The sequence below is a fragment of the Labrys sp. KB_33_2 genome, from assembly GCF_052114505.1.
Taxonomy (GTDB): domain Bacteria; phylum Pseudomonadota; class Alphaproteobacteria; order Rhizobiales; family Labraceae; genus Labrys.
In genome coordinates this window covers 359,434-374,672 of sequence record NZ_JBFREW010000005.1, presented here as the reverse complement: position 1 = coordinate 374,672, position 15,239 = coordinate 359,434, and the positions used below count along the sequence as shown (strand labels likewise).

13 protein-coding genes are annotated in these 15,239 nt (G+C 64.9%); 10 read left to right on the top strand and 3 right to left on the bottom strand.

Features of this window, described 5'->3' with window-relative positions; all coding sequences use genetic code 11:
• Positions 1-6 precede the first annotated feature (6 nt).
• Together AB4037_RS12125 and AB4037_RS12120 are read right to left on the bottom strand one after the other, a co-directional pair.
• On the bottom strand, positions 7-690 hold the full coding sequence (locus tag AB4037_RS12125) for a phosphoribosylanthranilate isomerase (protein WP_441771680.1): 684 nt from the start codon (positions 688-690) through the stop codon (positions 7-9).
• A gap of 12 nt (positions 691-702) precedes the next feature.
• Positions 703-1,569 (bottom strand): MurR/RpiR family transcriptional regulator, encoded by an 867-nt coding sequence (locus AB4037_RS12120; protein WP_441771679.1) that lies wholly within the window; start codon positions 1,567-1,569, stop codon positions 703-705.
• Positions 1,570-1,711: 142 nt separating this feature from the next.
• Here AB4037_RS12120 and AB4037_RS12115 point away from each other — a divergent pair, with 142 nt between their 5' ends.
• From AB4037_RS12115 to AB4037_RS12095, 5 genes are read left to right on the top strand one after another with little or no spacing between them, the layout of a single operon-like run.
• Positions 1,712-2,962, top strand: a complete 1,251-nt coding sequence (locus AB4037_RS12115; RefSeq protein WP_441771678.1) for an ABC transporter substrate-binding protein — start codon at positions 1,712-1,714, stop codon at positions 2,960-2,962.
• Between the two features lie 31 nt (positions 2,963-2,993).
• Positions 2,994-3,908, top strand: a complete 915-nt coding sequence (locus tag AB4037_RS12110) for a carbohydrate ABC transporter permease (protein ID WP_441771677.1) — start codon at positions 2,994-2,996, stop codon at positions 3,906-3,908.
• 2 nt (positions 3,909-3,910) lie between these two features.
• Positions 3,911-4,747, top strand: coding sequence for a carbohydrate ABC transporter permease (locus AB4037_RS12105; RefSeq protein ID WP_441771676.1), 837 nt, complete (start codon positions 3,911-3,913; stop codon positions 4,745-4,747).
• A gap of 19 nt (positions 4,748-4,766) precedes the next feature.
• Positions 4,767-5,966 (top strand): trans-sulfuration enzyme family protein, encoded by a 1,200-nt coding sequence (locus AB4037_RS12100; RefSeq protein WP_441771675.1) that lies wholly within the window; start codon positions 4,767-4,769, stop codon positions 5,964-5,966.
• 40 nt (positions 5,967-6,006) lie between these two features.
• Positions 6,007-7,008, top strand: a complete 1,002-nt coding sequence (locus AB4037_RS12095) for a carbohydrate kinase family protein (protein ID WP_441771674.1) — start codon at positions 6,007-6,009, stop codon at positions 7,006-7,008.
• Positions 7,009-7,014: 6 nt separating this feature from the next.
• Here AB4037_RS12095 and AB4037_RS12090 read toward each other — a convergent pair whose 3' ends face one another.
• Complete coding sequence (locus AB4037_RS12090) at positions 7,015-7,776, bottom strand: potassium channel family protein (protein ID WP_441771673.1); 762 nt, start codon at positions 7,774-7,776, stop codon at positions 7,015-7,017.
• 330 nt (positions 7,777-8,106) lie between these two features.
• On the opposite strand from AB4037_RS12090, the gene AB4037_RS12085 reads away from it, so the two are divergent.
• From AB4037_RS12085 to AB4037_RS12065, 5 genes are all read left to right on the top strand, one after another.
• The gene (locus tag AB4037_RS12085; RefSeq protein WP_441771672.1) at positions 8,107-9,642 is read left to right on the top strand and encodes an ABC transporter substrate-binding protein; all 1,536 of its coding nucleotides are present in this window, start codon (positions 8,107-8,109) and stop codon (positions 9,640-9,642) included.
• Between the two features lie 344 nt (positions 9,643-9,986).
• On the top strand, positions 9,987-11,606 hold the full coding sequence (locus AB4037_RS12080; RefSeq protein ID WP_441771671.1) for a serine hydrolase domain-containing protein: 1,620 nt from the start codon (positions 9,987-9,989) through the stop codon (positions 11,604-11,606).
• A gap of 125 nt (positions 11,607-11,731) precedes the next feature.
• A complete protein-coding gene (locus AB4037_RS12075; RefSeq protein ID WP_434961317.1) occupies positions 11,732-13,264 on the top strand; it encodes an ABC transporter substrate-binding protein in 1,533 nt (510 codons plus the stop codon).
• Positions 13,265-13,431: 167 nt separating this feature from the next.
• Positions 13,432-14,373 (top strand): ABC transporter permease, encoded by a 942-nt coding sequence (locus tag AB4037_RS12070; RefSeq protein WP_441771670.1) that lies wholly within the window; start codon positions 13,432-13,434, stop codon positions 14,371-14,373.
• Complete coding sequence (locus AB4037_RS12065) at positions 14,373-15,236, top strand: ABC transporter permease (protein WP_441771669.1); 864 nt, start codon at positions 14,373-14,375, stop codon at positions 15,234-15,236. The genes AB4037_RS12070 and AB4037_RS12065 overlap by 1 nt, the downstream gene beginning before the upstream one ends.
• The last annotated feature ends 3 nt before the right edge of the window (positions 15,237-15,239 follow it).

Here is a 15,239-nt window from a genome sequence, read left to right as displayed (position 1 = left end):
GGCTGCTCAGGCAGCAGCCGCCCGTGCCGCCGCGACGAAGGCCGCGACCTTGGCCGGATCCTTGCGAAAGCCGCCCGAGGCCAGCGGGCTGTTGGTGTGGGTGAGCGAATCCACCGCCCAGGGACGCACGGCGCGAATGGCCTCCCCGACATTGTCCGGGCCGAGGCCGCCGGCCAGGATGACGGGAAGCTTGCTGCGCACGACGATCTCACGGCTGAGCGACCAGTCATGCGTCACGCCGGCCGCGCCGATGCCGCCGATATGGGCGGCCACCGAATCGAGGATGAAGATATCCGACACCGGCTCGAAGGCAGCGGCATGGTCGAGCGCCTCGGGGCCCGTCATCGGGATCGCCTGCAGGATCTTCAGCCCCGGATGGCGCGGGAGAAGCTCGCTCCGCAACACCTTCACCACCTCGGGCGTGACCTTGGCGATATCGCCGCACAGATGCAGCACGTCCGGCCTGACGGCATCGACCATGGCGGCGATCGCTTGCGGGTCGGCCTCCACCGACAAAGCGACGCGCGTCGCCTTGCCCGCGAGGGCATCGACGATCTCGCGCGCCGCCTCATTGCTGATTTCCCCGGGAAGGCCGCGATTGGAGGGCGTCACGCCCAGGCAATCGACACCGAGCGCAGCCAGCTCGAGCGCCTCGGCGGCGGTCTGCATCGTATAGATCTGTACTTTCATGATTGGCCTTGTTCAGATGGATTTGGGGAGGATGGCATTGACCATGCGCTCCTCGTTGAGCTGGGCCGTGTCGGGCGCACGCGCGACCAAAGCGGCATAAAGGGCATCAACCAGCGTCAGCTGCGCGATCTGTGCGGCCATCGGCTCGCTGCGCAGTTCATGGGAGACGCTGACCAGCACGACATCGGCAAGGCGCGCCAGGGGCGAACGCCGGTTGCCGGTGATGCACAGGGTGGAGGCGCCCTGCGTCCTGGCTTCCTGCAGGAGGAGCACGGGATCGTTGGTGATGCCGGAATAGGAAATGGCCACGGCAAGGTCCCCCGGCCCGAGCAGGGAGGCGTGCATGAGCTGGAGCTGCGAATCGACCGGTGCGTCGCAGCGCAGGCCCAGGCGAAAGCAGCGCTGATAGAGGGCCTGGGCCACGATGCCGGAACCGCCGATGCCGCCAATCAGGATATGGCGGGCGCCGGAGACGAGATCGAGAGCGCGAGCGAAGTCGCCCTGGTCGAGCATCGACAGGGTGTCGCTGATGGCCTGGATGTTCGCATTGAAGACCCGGCTGGCCCAGCCGAGGTCGCCATCGGTTCCGGCTGCGCCCTCATCGGGCCTGGCTATCGAACGCTCGCCCGTATCCCGGACCAAAGCGAGCTTGAGATCGGTGAAGCCGGCAAAGCCCGCGGTACGGCACATGCGCAGGACCGTGGTATCGCTGACCTCGACGGTCTGGGCGATGGCCGACATGGATTGGCGTATCGCCAGATCGATATGGTCGAGGACCCACAGCGCCACCCGCCGTTCCGATTCCGACAGTGCGGGCAGCGCGCTACGCAGCCGGCTCATTGCCTGCCCCCCAGCCGCGCTCTTGGCTTGATCGATCATGCCTGCCTCGAATCTTGCACTCGCCGTCCAGCTCCTAGCACAGCTTTGTTTGTGGTACTACTGTAGACATGTTCATTTCAATGTGGCACCACTGCAATTAATCGAACCGAGCATTCGGAACCGGTGGGGAAGGATTGAAGACATGCGTTTTCGCGCACTCGCACTTGGCGTTGCCGCGTCCTTGGCGATGAGCCTGTCGGCGCTGGCGGGCGAGCTGACCTTCTGGCACGCCTATTCGGGGCAGAAGGACAAGGTCGACTTCATTACCTACGCCCTGGACGAATTCGCCAAGGCCCATCCCGACATCAAGCTCAACGTGGTGGCGGCCGAGCAGTCGGCCTACAAGACCAAGCTCAACACCGCCATGGCCTCCGGCAACCCGCCGGACGTGTTCTACACCCTGCCCGGCGGCTTCCTCGGCGCCTTCGTGGCCGGTCACCAGATGTATGCGCTCGACGCCGATCTCGCCAAGGATGGCTGGGGCGAGAGCTTCCTGCCGACGGCCCTGGCGCAGACCAGCATCGGCGGCCACGCCTATGCCGTGCCGATCGACATCGATGCCGCCGTGTTCTGGTACAACAAGGCTCTGTTCGCCGAGAAAGGCTGGGCGGTTCCGACCAGCTACGACGAATTCCTGGCCCTGTGCGAGAAGATCAAGGCCGACGGCCTCGTGCCGATGGCGCTGGGCAACAAGGATTCCTGGCCGGCCACCTTCTGGTTCCAATATCTCGAAATGCGCCTGAAGGGGTCGGGCCTGGTTTCCGACATCGTGGCGGGCAAGGCCGACGCCGATCTCGGTCCGGAGGCCACCGAGGCCTTGACCCGCATCGCCAGCCTGTCCTCCAGGGGCTATTTCCCCGTCGGCTTCAACGGCATGAGCGACCAGGAAGCCAATATGCTCTTCCTCAATGGCCAGGCCGCGATGATGCTCAACGGCACCTGGCAGATCGGCGCCTCCGCCGACGCGCCTGAGGGCTTCGAGCTCGGCTTCTTCCCCTTCCCGACGGTGGCCGGCGGCAAGGGCAATCCCGGCGACGTGCTGGGCGGCGTCGCGGCGGCCTTCGGCATCGCCGAAAAGACCGCCAACAAGAAGGACGCGGTCACGCTGCTGCGCTTCCTCACCTCGCCGGCGGTGATGACCAAATATGTCGAGCTGCGCAAGACCATGGTCACCGTCAAGGGCGCCACCACGCAGGCGGCCGCGGGACCGGTGCTCTATGCCATCAGCAATGATCTGATGAGCAAGGCCGGCAAGCTCGATCCCTTCTACGATACCGCCATGCCGCCCAAGGGAACCGATGCCTACTACACCTCGCTCCAGGGCGTGCTCGACGGTTCGGTCGCGCCGGCCGATGCCGCCAAGCGCGTGGAAGAAGCCCTGAAGGCGAAATAAGACGCGCCTTCCGGGAAGGAGAGAGCATTTCATGGCAGCGCAGGAAGCAGGAAAGGACCCGTCGGCAGGCCGCGACGCGCGTTACGCGTTCGCCTTCCTGTTGCCGACGCTCATCCTGGTCGGCCTCTTCGTCGCCTATCCCGTGCTGCATTCGGGCGTGCTGTCCTTCTACCAGTGGAACGGCTCGGCCGCCCCCGTCTTTGTCGGCCTCGACAATTTCGTCCGCCTGGCCGGTGACGGCTTCTTCTGGGCGGCTCTCGCCCGAAACCTCGCCGTCGCCGTCTCGGCCATCGTCCTGCAGGTGCTGCTCGCCCTCGCCATCGCCTATTGCCTGGTGCGTGTCGTCGGCGCAGCCGGGCGCTTCTTCCTGTTTCTCTATCTCGTCCCGGTGATCGTCAGCGAAGTGTGCATCGGCCTTCTCTGGCGCTTCATCTACAATCCCTATTTCGGGCTGCTCAATGCCGGGCTGAAGGCCGTCGGTCTCGGCAGCCTCGCCTCGGGCTGGCTCGGCCAGTCCTCAACCGCCTTCGCCGCCGTGGTGGCGGTGATGAGCTTCACCTATCTCGGGCTCTACGTGCTCCTGTTCGTGGCGGCGATCCGCAACGTGCCCGAAAGCGTGTTCGAGGCGGCCGAGCTCGACGGGGCCGGCCATTGGCGCTCCTTCGTCTCGGTCACCGTGCCCATGGTGTGGGACACGGTGCGAGCCAATGTCCTGCTCTGCATCATCGGCTCGCTGAAGACCTTCTCCCTGGTCTTCGTGTTGACCAATGGCGGTCCCAACCACGCCAGCGAAGTGGTCTCCACCTATCTCTACAAGGTCGGCTTCAACGCCTTCGAGATGGGCTATGCCGCGACCATCGGCTTTGCCCAGATGCTGCTGACCGCCATCGGCGCCTTCATCATCTTCCGCTCGCTGCGCAGCAGCGCCACCGGCAGGGAGGCGTGAGCATGCCGGCCCTGTCCCGCTGGAGCCCGACGCGCCTCGGCGTCCTCGCCTTCCTGTCGCTCCATGTGGCGATCGTGGTGTCTCCCTTCGCCTGGATGGCCTACAGCACGCTCAAGACCAACAAGGAATTCATGCGCTCGGTGTGGTCGCTGCCGTCAGCCCCGAGCCTCGACGCCTTCGCCCAAGCCTGGAGCAATGGTGCGCTCGGCACCTATTCCCTGAACTCGCTGATCGTGATGGCCGGCTCGACCCTGCTGGCCGTCGCCGCCGCCACGGCCGGCGGCTATGGGCTCGCCGTCTACCGCCCGCGCTGGCTGGCCGGCGTCGAGGCCGGATTGATGGTCGCCATGGCGATTCCCGCTTATGTCGCGCTGGTGCCGCTGGTGGTGGTGCTGCGCACCATGGGCCTGCTCGACACCCATCTCGGCGTGATCCTGCCGACGGCGGCCTTCAACGTGCCGGTGACGCTGTTCATCATGCGCGCCTTCTTCGTCACCCTGCCGCGCGAACTGATGGACGCGGCACGTATCGACGGCTGCAGCGAATTCGGCATTTTCTGGCGCATCGCGGTGCCGCTCGCCCGGCCGGCCATGTTCACCGCCGCGATCGTCAACATGATCTGGGTGTGGAACGACTTCCTCTTCCCGCTCGTCTTCATCAACACCCCGGCGAGGAAGACGCTGCCGGTCGGCCTGGCCGATTTCGTCGGCGAGCACATCACCAACTATCCGGTGATGCTGGCCGCCATCTTCATCGCCGCCCTCGCCCCGCTCGTCCTCTTCGTCCTGTTCGAACGCCAGATCACCGCCGCCCTGACCGGCGGCGCCGTCAAGGAATGACACCTCAAGGAGTGCCCGCATGTCGTCCAAAGAGCTCGATTTCGCCAGCCGCGCCGTGTTCTATGCGCCCGAGCCGGAATCGCAATCGATCAGCTATCCCATCTACATGTCGGCCAATTTCCAATATGCTGGCGACATCTACGACCAGATCGTAGCCGGCGCGCGCAAGGACGTGAACATCTACAGCCGCTGCGGCAATCCCACCGAATACAAGCTCGAGGAACATCTGGCGCAGTTGACCGGGGCCGATGCCTGCCTTGCCACGGCCTCGGGCATGGCCGCGATCTCGCACGCGCTGTTCGGCATCCTCAAGGCAGGCGACCACATCGTCACCGACCTGACCACCTATTCCAGCACGCACGAATTCTTCGACCATCGCATCGGCGATTTCGGCATCACCGTGAGCTTCGTCGACACCACCGACCCCACCCAGGTCGAGCGCGCCTTCACCGACAAGACCAAGGTGCTCTATTTCGAGGCGCTCGCGAACCCGACCATGAAGGTGCCCCCGATGCGCAAGCTGGTGGAACTCGCCCATAGTCGCGGCATCGCGGTGATCTGCGACAACACCTTCGCTAGCCCCGCCGTATGCCAGCCGCACGCCTTCGGTGTCGACGTGGTGGTGGAGAGTGCCACCAAATTCATCGGGGGCCACAACGACGCCGTCGGCGGCATCATCACGCTCAAATCCGAGATCCTGCCCAAGGATTGGCTGGAGGACGTACGCTGGAACACGCTCAACAAGCTGGGCGCACCACTCTCGCCCTTCAATGCCTGGCTGCTGCTGCGCGGCGCCCAGACCCTGGCGCTTCGGCTCGAAAAGCAGTGCGCCAACGCCGCCGCCCTCGCCCGCTATCTGGAAGGGCATGACAAGGTCAAGCGCGTGTTCTATCCGGGCCTGCCCTCGCACCCCAACCACGCCACGGCCAAGGAGCAGCTGCGCAATTTCGGCGCGATGCTGTCCTTCCAGGTGGAGAGCGAGGAGCACGGGGTGCGCCTGCTCAAGCGGCTGAAGCTGTGCTCCTTCGCCGCCAGCCTCGGCGGCCTGCGCACCACCACGCAGATGCCGGGCACCATGGCCTTCCTCGACATCCCCTCGCAGGAACGCCAGGCCATGGGCATCGTCGACGGCCTCGTGCGCTTCTCGGTGGGGATCGAGCATGCCGACGACATCATCGCCGACGTCGCCCAGGCCATCGACCAGATGTACATCGTCTAGAATAGCCTCGCCCCAGCCTATGAGTGCCCAAGGAGAGATCGTGCCGGCAGTGGCAGTCCTCGGCGACATCAATGTCGACCTGACGCTCCAGGTCCCCACCTATCCGCCGGAGGGCGGCGAGGGCATCGCCGAGCGCCAGAGCCATGGCCTGGGCGGCTCTGCCACCAATACCGCGCGGATCCTTGCGGGCCTCGGCTTGCCGGTGCACTTCATCGGCAAGACCGGCAAGGACAGCTGGGGCGACTGGTGCCTCGGTGCGATGAGGCAGGCCGGCGTCGAGACAGGATGGGTGCGGCGGGACGAGGCGGAACCCACGCAGCTCAACGTTGTGGTGGTCAGCGCAAGCGGCGAGCGCACCATGTTCGCCTATCGGGGCGCCAATGTGCGGTTGAGGGCGGACGAGGTCGATCCGGCCGCCCTGGCCGGCACGGCTCTCCTGCACCTGTCGGGCTATGCCTTGCTGCAGGCGCCGCAGCGCGAGGCCGCCCTTTGCGCGGTCGCGCAAGCGGCGTCTGCGGGTATTCCAGTCAGCCTCGACATCCCCGCCGGCATTACCGGCACCATCAAGGAAATGGTGCTTGCCCTTCTGCCCACCATCGACACGCTGTTCCTCGGCGAGGCTGATGCCCGTCTGCTCGGCGCCTCCACCGATGGGCCAGCTCTCGATCGGGTCGCCAGAAACCTCATCGAGGCGGGTGCCAGGAATGTCGTGATCAAGCGCGGCGCCCGGGGGTCGCTCCTCCATAGCCGGCAACACAAATTCGTCTCGCCGGCCGCCAGGATCGAGGCCGTCGACACCACTGGTGCCGGCGATGCTTTCGCCGCCGGCTATCTCTTCGGCATCGTCAACGACTTGTCACCGGCGGGCGCCAGCGTCCTTGCCAATGCCGCCGGTGCCATCGCGGCCACGACCCCCGGTTCCGGTGCTGACGCCGTCGATCGCCAAACCCTGTTGGCGATGATCGGGAGCATGGGCATCGAGTCCTCGCAGGCCGGCAGGATCGCGGCACTTCTGCGTGCCGCACCCGTTAGGCCGGATTGACCGGCTTCAGTCCCCGTCATCCGGGATGTTCAGGACATGGCCGCAAGCCTTGCAATGCACCGCATCCGTCTCATGCCGCGAGAGCCCGCATTGGGGGCAGCTGAAATTCACCTTGTGCGGCCGCACGATCGCCTGGGCAAGGCGCACGAACAGCGACACGCCGATGATCATGGCGACGATGGAGGTGAGCTTGCCGAGATTGCCGGGCAAGGTGATGTCGCCAAAGCCCGTCGTCGTCACCGTGGCGACGGTGAAGTACAGGGCCTGGACATAGCCATCGAAGCCGTTGCCGTAGAACATGGTGTAAACGAAGCTGGAGATCAGGAACAGGAACACCGTGAGATCGATCGCGGCGCGCAACGTGTCTTCCATCTGCCGGTAGCCCGACTTGCGCAGTGCCAGCGTGAACAGATTGCTCTTGCTCAGCGACCAGATGCGCAGCACGCGCAGGAACAGGTTGGAGAAGAATGCGGGTACCAAGAAGGTGGCGAGAATGGCGACATCGATCCAGGTCATCGGCCGCAGCGCCCATTTCTTCAGGCTGGGCGCAACGAGGGCGCTAGCGGCGAGTTCGAGCACGATGATCGCCGCGACGATGGCATTGATGGCCGTATGCCAGGTCTCGTTCTTCATGCTCGGCCCGGCGATGAAGAAGACGAGAATGCCGACATCGATGACGAAGCGCAGGATCTGGAAGCAGACGGCGCGCCGGCTTGAGCCGAAATAGAGCCCCCGGAGCGTATGGCGGACCTCAGCAAGCGCGATCATGCCACTTTTCCTCTCGACCACGGGCCTCCTTATCCAACCGGATATTGTGCGGGATTCGGACGGAGCCAAAGCGCGTTTGGGCGGAAACGCTGCCCTACCCTAACGTCGCGCTTCGCCGAGTCCCTACGATTCTTGTTCATCCGCGCCGTTTACTCACAAGGTTGCGCAAGCTCGCCATCCCCTTCGGTACACACGCTCTCGCACCGCGCCATCGCAAGATGCGCTCGCGCGATAAGCTGCCGGTAACATCTTGACGAGGTCGGAAGGGGATGCAACCATAGTCCCTAAATAAGATATATATTCCATTATAATGAATTCCGGGGAGGATCCATGAAGCGTGCGTTCAGTCTGGCCGTGGCTCTTGCTGCGCTGTTATTGCCGGCAATCGGCCCGGCGGTGGCGGGGCCTGAGAAAGGCGGTGTCATCGACGTCGCCACCATCGGCGAACCGCCGACGCTCGACCCGATGGCGAGCGCCACCGACATCGTCGGCATGGTCGGCCAGCACATCTTCGAAACCCTGTTCACCTTCGATCGCAACTGGAACGTCACGCCGCTGCTGGCCGAAGCGCTGCCCACGGTGAGCCCGGATGGCAAGATCTATGAGATCAAGCTGCGCCAGGGCATCACCTTCCACGACGGCAGCGCGATGGATTCTGCCGATGTCGTCGCCTCCCTCAAGCGCTGGCTGACGGTTGCCTCCCGCGGCCAGCAGGTCGCTCCGCTGGTCGTCGATATCGCTGCCGCCGCCCCGCTGACGGTGCGCATCACGCTCAAGCAGCCCTATTCGCCACTGCCCGCTTTGCTCGCCTTCAACAATTCGGCCGCCGTGATCCTGCCATCCGAGGACCAGGACACGCCGCTCAAGCAGGTCATCGGCACCGGACCCTACAAGCTCAAGGAGCGCAAGCCCGATCAATATATCCAGCTCGTGCGCTTCGAGGGCTACCGCTCGCGTGACGGCGAGCCCGACGGTTATGGCGGGGCGCGCAAGCAATATCTCGACGAGATCCGCTTCGTACCGGTTCCCGATCCCAATACCCGCATCGAAGGCGCGGTCTCCGGCCAATTCGGCTATGCGGACTCGCTGCCCGTCGAACAGTTCGACAGGATCAAGTCGGGCAAGTCGGAGCCGGTGCTTCTCGAACATTTCGGCTGGCCGATGATCCGCATGAACGCCAAGCAGGGCGTCCTTGCCGACATGCGCGTGCGCAAGGCGGTGCAGCTCGCGCTCAGCGAGAGCGACATGCTGGCGGCCGCCTTTGGCGACACCAAATTCTATGCCGTCGATGGCGCCATGTATCCGCAAGGCTATCCCTGGCGCACGGATGCTGGCGTCGAAGGCAACTATGATATCGCCGACGCCGAAAAGGCCAAGGCCGAACTGAAAAAGGCGGGCCTCGGCGAGGAGGTGCCGCTGCGCATCCTCACCAGCCGCCAATATGAGTTCCACTACAAGATGGCGCAGGTCGCCGCCGAATATCTCAAGCTCGCCGGCTTCAAGGTGAAGATGGATGTCGTCGACTGGGCAACACTGGTCCAGCAGATCCAGAACCCGGCATCCTGGGACATCTTCATCACCCACAGCCCCTTCCTGCCCGAACCCGCTTTGATCAACATCCTGGCGCCGGCCTCGGTCGGCTGGTGGGATACGCCCGACAGCCGGGCGGCGGTCGATGCCCTCAACGCCACCTCCGATCCAGCCGAGCGGGTCAAGCACTGGCAGCGCGTGCAGGAGCTGATCATGACCGAAGCCCCGATCGTCAAGATCGGCGACTTCAACGCCCTCTCGGCCAAGTCGCCCAAGCTGAAGGGCTTCGAGCCCTCGCCCTGGCCGGCCTTCTGGAACGTCTATCTCGAGAAATGAGTCGCCTGCGGCGGCGCTGCCGTCGAGGTCGCGCAGCACCGCCCTGTAAGAAGGCCACGGCATGCTGACATCTCACGCTTTCCAGATAAAGCAGCGACCGATGGGGAAGGGTGGCACTACCACGCCAATGATGGCTGGATTTGTACCACTCTCCCCCACCCGACCTCGCTTCGCTCGCCCACCCTCCCCGAAGCCGGGGAGGGATTCGCGCGCTCCAGCCGGCTTGGTCGAGATGTGTGCATGTCGTAGCGCAAACAGGGTGAGTAGCTGCTGCGACGCAAGTCACCGTCGGGAATGACAGTGTTTTCAATGCCCAAAGCCACTTTGCCAGAAAGTCGCATGCCATGACCACCTCTTCCCTTGCCCCGGCCGCCGTCGCCGAGATCGATGCCCTCTTCGCGCCCTGGGCCAGCGAGACCTCGCCGGGCTTCATGGCGGCGGTGACGCTCGGGGGCGTCGTTGTCTATCAGCGCTGCAGCGGCATGGCCGACCTTGCCCATGGCATCGCGTTGTCGCCGACCTCGGTCGTGCGCATCGCTTCCCAGAGCAAGCAGTTCACCGTGCTGCTGACCTTGATGATGGAAGCCGAGGGCAAGCTCTCCCTCAGCGATGACGTCCGCGACCACTGCCCCTGGTTGCCCGCCTATGAGCAGCCGATCACCTTGAGGCACCTGGCCGCCAATACCAGCGGCCTGCGCGACATTCTCGACACCATGATCCTGGCCGGCATTCCGATCCTGGCCCCCTCCTCCCGCGCCGCCGCACGCGCCATCGTCGCCCGCCAGAAGGGTCTCAACTTCCCGCCCGATACGGACCTGCTCTACTCCAACTCCAATTTCCTGCTGCTGTCGGAAATCCTCGAACAGGTCTCGGGCTTGTCGTTCAACGATCTCCTGCGTGAGCGCATCACCGGCCCGCTCGGCATGCACGACACCAGGCTGATGCTGCGCGACGACGAGATCTATCCACGCCTCGTCACCCATCATCGCCGCGGCCCGGACGGCGCCTGGCTCAAGGCCGCCTGGGGCATCGCCATCGGCGGCGAGGGCGGGCTGGTGTCGAGCCTCGAGGACATGCTGGCCTGGCAGGCCAATCTCGCCCGGCCGAAGGTCGGCGACGCCGCGATGATCGCCCGCATGGAAGCGCCCGGCGCCGTGATCAACGGCATCGCCTCCCCCTACGGCCTCGGCCTCGTCACCAGCCTTCACCACGGGCTTCGCTGCATCGGGCATAGCGGCTGGATCGCCGGTTCGCGCTCGGAATCGATCCGCATTCCCGAGCGCGACCTCGGCATCGTCCTCCTCGCCAATCACGACGAGTTCTCGCCCTATGCCCTCACCCGGCGCATCGCCGACATCGTCCTCGGCCTGGAGGCCGGGCCGCCCCTGTCTCCCGCGGCGATCGCAATGCTCAACGAGCGCGCGGGCACCTATCGGGAGGACGGCACCAGCGCTCTCATCCGTATCGCCAGCGAGAGCGGCACGCCCAGCCTGGTGTCCAGCATGGGGGCAGCAGAGCTCGAGGAGGTGGCGCAAGGCCGCTTCCGCCCCCGGGCGGGGCTGGCGCCCTATGATCTCCTGGTTCAGGCAGATGGCAGCATCGAGACCGAAAAATTCGGACGCCGCCGCCGGTTCAGGCTCGTCGAGACTCCACCAGACCGGAGCGTCCTGCCCGCGGGACGCTATCGCGACGAGACGAGCGGGCTGGAGGCGAGTTTCCATCGCACCGCCGACGGCCCTGGCCTGCGCCTGTCCTCGCCTTTCGGGGCGCTCGATCACGGCCTGGAACCCTGCGACCACGATCTCTTCCTCGCCCATCCGGCCAGCCGGGAGACGCATGACGCCTGGCGGGCGGCGCCGTGGGAACTGCCCTGGCTGTTCAGCGTTCGCTGCCTAGCGGACGCCATCATCCTCAATTCCGACCGCAGCGCCGACATCGTGCTTCACCGCCTGGCCAATGCCTGAACCGCCCCCTGCAGAGGCCCGCCAAGACGAAGCGGCTTGACCAAACACGGCATCGAGGGCATAGTGATACATAAATAAGTTATAGATTACATAGTAATGTAACAAAGGGACGCAATATGGGACGCTTGGCACGACTGTCTGCCCTGCTTGCACTGACATTGCTTCCGGCCGCCGGACCGGCATGGGCGGAACCCACCAAAGGTGGCGTCATTGATGTCGCCACCGTCGGTGAACCGCCTACGCTCGACCCGATGGCTTCGACCGCCGACCTCGTCGGCATCGTTTCCCAGCATATCTTCGAAACGCTCTTCACCTTCGACAAGGACTGGGGCGTGACCCCGCTGCTCGCCGCCGAGATGCCGAAAATCTCGGCCGACGGGTTGACCTACACCATTCCCTTGCGCACCGGCATCAAGTTCCATGACGGCTCGGTGATGACCTCCGCCGATGTCGTCGCCTCGCTGCAACGATGGACGAAGATCGCCACGCGCGGCAAGCAGACGGCCGAGATGATCGCCGCCATCGACGCAACCGACGATCACACCGTCAAGATCACGCTCAAGAAACCCTATGCACCGCTGCTCGCTTTGCTCGCCTTCAACAATGCCGCGGCGATCATCATTCCGGCCAAGAATGCCGGGCAGGATCCCCTGACCAGCTTCATCGGTACCGGACCCTACAAGCTCAAGGAGCGCAAGCCCGACCAGTTCATCCAGCTCGCGCGCTTCGACGAGTATGCGTCTCGCCCGGGCGAGCCCAACGGCTATGGCGGCGCGCGCAAGCAATATCTCGACGAGATCCGCTTCGTACCGGTCCCCGATCCCAATACCCGCGTCGAAGGCGCCGCATCAGGCCAGTTCGCCTATGTCGACTCCCTGCCCGTCGAGGCTTTCGACAAGATCTCCAAGGGCAAGACCGCCCCTGTCCTGCTGAAACCCTTCGGCTGGCCGGTCCTCTTCATGAACAACAAGGAGGGCCTCACCTCCGACATCCGCATCCGCAAGGCGATCCAGGCAGCGCTCTCCCCACAGGACATGATGCTGGCCGCCTTCGGCTCGGAGGAATTCTTCTCGGTCGACGGCGCCCTCTATCCCAAGGACTATCAGTGGCATACCGAAGAGGGAACTGAGCCCTACAAGCCGGAGGGTGACGTCGAGGCGGCGACCGCCTTGCTGAAGGAGGCGGGCTATGACGGCTCCAAGCCTCTGCGCATCCTTACCAGCCGCCAATACGAGTTCCACTACAAGCTGGCACAGGTCGCCGCCGAATATCTCAAGGCGGCCGGCTTCAAGGTCGAGCTCGACGTGGTGGAATGGGCGACGCTGACGAAGAACCGCACCGATCCCAAATTGTGGGACATCTACATCACCCACAGCCCCTTCCTGCCCGAGCCGTCGCTGACCGGCTTCATGTCGGACAGCTCGCCCGGTTGGTGGGTCTCGGACAAGAAGCACGAGGCACTGGGCGCGTTCAACGCCGAGTCCGATCCCGCCAAGCGGCTGGCCCTGTGGCCGGCCGTCCAGAAGGCCTTCTATGACGAGGCGCCAGCCTACAAGGTCGGCAATTTCAACGCCCTTGCCGCCCAAGCCCCCAACCTGAAGGGCGTCACGCCGGCGCCCTGGCCCTATTTCTGGAACGCCTATCTGGAAGGCAAGTAAGCCCCCTGCGGCCCCTGAAACGACCAGTGCCTGTATGGGCTGACATAGCCTCCTTTTCTCTCCCGGGGAGGCTTGAGAGCCGGCACCAGCCGACACCGACGGTGCCCGCGATCCCGCTCACATCGCCTCGTCACGCTCTCCGGCCTCGAACAACGCCAGGATCCCAGATGCTGCGCACGATTCTCCACCGCCTCCTCGGCATGATCATCGTGATGGCCCTCGTCGTGACGATCGTGTTCATCATCGTCCGGGTCACGCCGGGCGACCCGGCCGCCATGATGCTGGGCCCCGACGCGTCCGAGGCGGACATCGCCGCCTTGCGCACCAAGCTCGGCCTGGACGGCCCGATCATCACCCAGTTCGCCTATTACGTCCTCGGCCTTGTGCAGGGTGATTTCGGCCAGTCGATCTTCCTCAACCAGCCGGTGACGCAGGCTCTCGCCGCCCGCGCCGAGCCGACCTTCTTCCTCACGCTGTTCTCGCTGCTGATTGCCAGCGCCATAGCCCTGCCGGTCGGCATTCTCTCGGCCTGTTGGCGCGGCTCGCTGTTCGACCAGGCGGCGACCACGCTCGCCATGTTCGCCGCCAGCGTGCCGAGCTTCTGGCTCGGCCTCGTCCTCATGCAGATCTTCGCGGTGAAGCTCGGCTGGTTCGATACGTCCGGCTATGGCGGACCAGGCGCCTCCTTCGGCGAGCGCCTCAATCATCTGGTGCTGCCGGCGGTGGCACTGGGCGTGGTCAGTTCGGCCCTGATCACCCGTTTCACCCGCGCCTCGATGCTCGACGTGCTTTCGGACGACTATGTCCGCACGGCCCGTTCCAAGGGCATGAGCGAATGGCGCGTGGTGATCAGGCATGCCTTCAAGAATGCGCTGATCCCGATCCTCACCGTCATCGGCCTGACCGCGGCGCTGCTGATCTCCGGCGCCGTGGTGACCGAAACCGTGTTCGGCGTGCCGGGTATCGGCAATCTCGTGGTCTCCGCCGTGCTCCGGCGCGACTACCCCGTGATCCAAGGCGCGCTGCTGGTGATTGCCGGGCTCTATGTCCTCGTCAATTTCGGCATCGACATGCTCTATCTGCTCATCGATCCGAGGGTGCGCTACTAATGGCTGCCATCACCTCCTCCTACCAGGCAGCGCCCGGCCTGCTGTCGCGCCTGATCAGACGGCCGACCGCGTTCATCGGTCTCGCCGTTCTTGCCATCATCGCCCTGGCCGCGATCCTCGCGCCGCTGATCGCGCCTTATTCGCCGACCAAACTCTCGGTCGCCAATCGCCTGAAGGGACCGAGCCTCGCCCATCTGTTCGGCACTGACGATCTCGGCCGCGACATCTTCGCCCGCATGCTCTATGCGGCCCAGACCTCCCTGTCCGTCGGCCTCGCCGTGGTGGTGCTGGCCTCGTTGATCGGCATTGCGCTCGGCCTCACCGCGGGCTTCTTCCGGGAGGCCGATACCCCCCTCTCGCGCGTGATCGACGCGATGATGGCCTTCCCCGACATCCTCCTGGCGATCGCACTGGTCGCCGCCCTGGGTGCCTCGGCCATCAACGTCATCATCGCGCTCGGCATCGTCTATGCCCCGCGCCTCGCCCGCGTGGTGCGCGCCTCCACTCTGGTGATCCGGGAACTGCCCTATGTCGAGGCCGCCCGCGCTCTCGGCGTGCCGACCTGGAAGATCCTGCTGCGCCACGTGCTGCGCAACGTCACCTCGCCGCTGCTGGTGCAGGGCACCTTCATCTTCGCCAATGCCATCCTCGCCGAAGCGGGCCTGTCCTTTCTCGGCGTCGGCATTTCGCCCGACACGCCCACCTGGGGCACCATGATCAGCGTCGGGCGCCAATTCATGGACAAGGCAGGCTGGCTGATGTGGTTCCCCGGGGCCGCCATCGTCGTCACCGTGCTGTCACTGCAACTGGTCGGCGACGGCCTGCGCGATCTCCTCGATCCGCGCCTAGCAAAGGATATCTGAGCC